This is a genomic window from Quadrisphaera sp. DVD1, from assembly GCF_058932755.1.
Genome location: NZ_JBZYWI010000244.1, coordinates 1 through 2251, shown reverse-complemented (window position 1 = coordinate 2251; position 2251 = coordinate 1). Strand labels below are relative to the sequence as shown.

Below are 2251 nucleotides of genomic sequence, written 5' to 3'. Positions count from 1 at the left end.
GCTCGGCACCCTCTCAGCGGGGCCTCGCACGAGCGGGACCGTACCGGGTCGGGGCGTCCCCGCCCAGGGCGCCCGCACACCGCCGCAGACCGCGCCGGAGTGGGCCTCGCCGCGGTGCCTGCCTACAGTGGAGCCCATGCTCGTCGCCTTCTCCGTCGCCCCCAGCGGTACCGGCGACTCGGTCGCCGCCGCGGTCGCCGACGCCGTCCGGGTCGTGCGCGCCAGCGGTCTGCCGCACCGCACCGACGCGATGTTCACCACGATCGAGGGCGAGTGGGAGGAGTGCCTGGACGTCGTCCGGCGCGCCTGCGAGGCGGTCGGGCAGCACGGCGAGAGGGTCTCCCTCGTGCTCAAGGCCGACATCCGCCCCGGGCGCACCGGGGAGATGCAGGCCAAGCTCGACCGGCTCGAGGCCGCCGTGGAGCGCGCCGAGGGCGAGCCGGGGCGCGGGCAGTGACCCGGCCCGCGCTGCGCCGGGCGGGGGCGGTGCTGGCGGTCCTCGGCCTCGTGGCCGTGCTGGTCGCCGTCGCCGTGATGACGGTCGCCCGCCCGACCACCGCGGTGAGCGCCACCGCGCCCGCTCCCAGCGCCGCACCCGTGGTGGTCACCGCACCCGGCCTGCTGGAGAGCCGTCCCGGGCCGGTGCGGGTCAGCGCCCGCGGCGAGGGGCCGGTGCGCCTCGCCGTCGGCCGCGAGGACGACGTCACGGCCTGGGTCGGCGCTGCGGCGCACACGACCGTCACCCGGCTCACCTCGGCCACCGAGGTGGCCGTCTCGACCACCGAGGGCGAGCCCACCACGCCGGACCCCGCGGGCTCGGACCTGTGGGTGGCGCAGGACGCCGGCGACGGCAGCGCCTCCCTGGAGTACGACCCCGAGCCGGGCGCCTGGCTGCTCCTGGCGGCCGGCGACGGCAGCACCCCCGCTCCCGCCCTGACCCTCACCTGGGACGAGCCGACGACGCCGGGGTGGGCGCTGCCGCTGCTGGTCCTCGGCGCCGCGGCCCTGGTCCTGGGAGCCCTGCCGCTGCTCCTGGCCCGCTACGGCGACCGGGCCGCGCGGCTGGCCGAGCGCGTGCCCGCTCCCTCCCGTCCCACCTCGCGCACTCCCGGGAAGAGCTGATGAGGACCACCACCGCCCGCCGCGTCGCCGCTGCGGCCCTGCTCCTGGGGGTCGGCGCCGGCCTGACCGGCTGCTCCACGCCCGTGCCCGAGCCGCGGCCGCAGCCGCAGGCCGACCCGCTGCCGGCGCTGGAGGACGCGCAGGTCGACCGGGTGCTCACCGGGCTCGAGGAGGCAGTGGAGGCCGGCGACGCCGCGCAGGACGCCGCCGCGCTGGCCCCGCGCCTGCAGGGGGCGGCCCTGTCGCTGCGCCAGGCCGGCTACACCGTGCGCACCGCCGTGCCGACCGCGCCCGAGCCCGCCGCGCTCGGCGGTGAGGCGCTCCTCGAGGCCGTGCCGCCGGCGGGGGAGTGGCCGCGCTGGTTCCTCGCGGTGACCCGCGCCTCGGAGACCGACGTCCCGCAGGTCTCGGTCCTCGCGCAGGGCGCCGCGCGCGACCCCTACCGGCTGACCGCCGCGGCGACCCTGCTGCCGGGCACCACGCTGCCGGAGCTGGACACCGAGGACGAGCTGGCGGTGCCCGTGCCTGCCGACTCCGCCGAGGGGCTCGTGATGACCCCGGCGGACGCCGTGGCCCGCTACGCCGACGTGCTGACCGCCGGGGGCCAGAGCCAGTGGGCCGCCACCACGGCCGACGACATCTTCCGCCAGCAGGTGCTGGCGGAGGCCGACGCAGAGCGCACGGCGGTGGGCCAGTACTACGGCTACGCCACCTCCCACGCCCCCCGGGCCGGTGAGGTGTGGTCGCTGCGCACCGCGGACGGCGGCGCGCTCGTGGTCGGGGTGCTGGACGGCTCGCGCACCTTCACGCCGAACGCACCGGGGATCCGGCAGGTGCTGCCGCCGGAGGTCGCGGCGCTGGCCGGGCGCCCCGACGCCGCCGGCTCCACGGTGCGCACCGCCGAGGTCCTCGTCCTCGCCGTGCCGCCGGAGGGCAGCACCGAGCCGCTGCGGCTCCTGGCCGGCAACCGCGGCGTCGTCGCGGTCGAGGTGCGCTGACCGGTGCGCTGACCGGCGCCCTGACCGGCGTCCGGACCGGGCTGGCGCCCCCCTCGGCGGGGTGCGCGAAGATGGAGCCATGAGCACTCCTGCCTCCCCCGCGGGCCGCCCCGGCCCGCGGCTCGACCTGC

The 2251-nt window shown here is 79.0% G+C and carries 3 protein-coding genes; all 3 read left to right on the top strand.

Annotated elements, in window-relative coordinates; genetic code table 11:
- Nucleotides 1-136 precede the first annotated feature (136 nt).
- From AC5FZL_RS16485 to AC5FZL_RS16475, 3 genes are read left to right on the top strand one after another with little or no spacing between them, the layout of a single operon-like run.
- Nucleotides 137-457 (top strand): thiamine-binding protein, encoded by a 321-nt coding sequence (locus AC5FZL_RS16485; RefSeq protein ID WP_493619961.1) that lies wholly within the window; start codon nucleotides 137-139, stop codon nucleotides 455-457.
- On the top strand, nucleotides 454-1122 hold the full coding sequence (locus tag AC5FZL_RS16480) for a hypothetical protein (protein ID WP_493619960.1): 669 nt from the start codon (nucleotides 454-456) through the stop codon (nucleotides 1120-1122). The genes AC5FZL_RS16485 and AC5FZL_RS16480 overlap by 4 nt, the downstream gene beginning before the upstream one ends.
- A complete protein-coding gene (locus AC5FZL_RS16475; protein WP_493619959.1) occupies nucleotides 1122-2120 on the top strand; it encodes a DUF8094 domain-containing protein in 999 nt (332 codons plus the stop codon). The genes AC5FZL_RS16480 and AC5FZL_RS16475 overlap by 1 nt, the downstream gene beginning before the upstream one ends.
- Nucleotides 2121-2251: the final 131 nt, after the last annotated feature.

What these genes read in the sequence shown, in the direction of transcription:
- AC5FZL_RS16485 (WP_493619961.1), top strand. Translation starts at nt 137, where the DNA reads ATGCTCGTCGCCTTCTCCGTCGCCCCCAGCGGTACCGGCGACTCGGTC.
- AC5FZL_RS16475 (WP_493619959.1), top strand. Translation starts at nt 1,122, where the DNA reads ATGAGGACCACCACCGCCCGCCGCGTCGCCGCTGCGGCCCTGCTCCTG.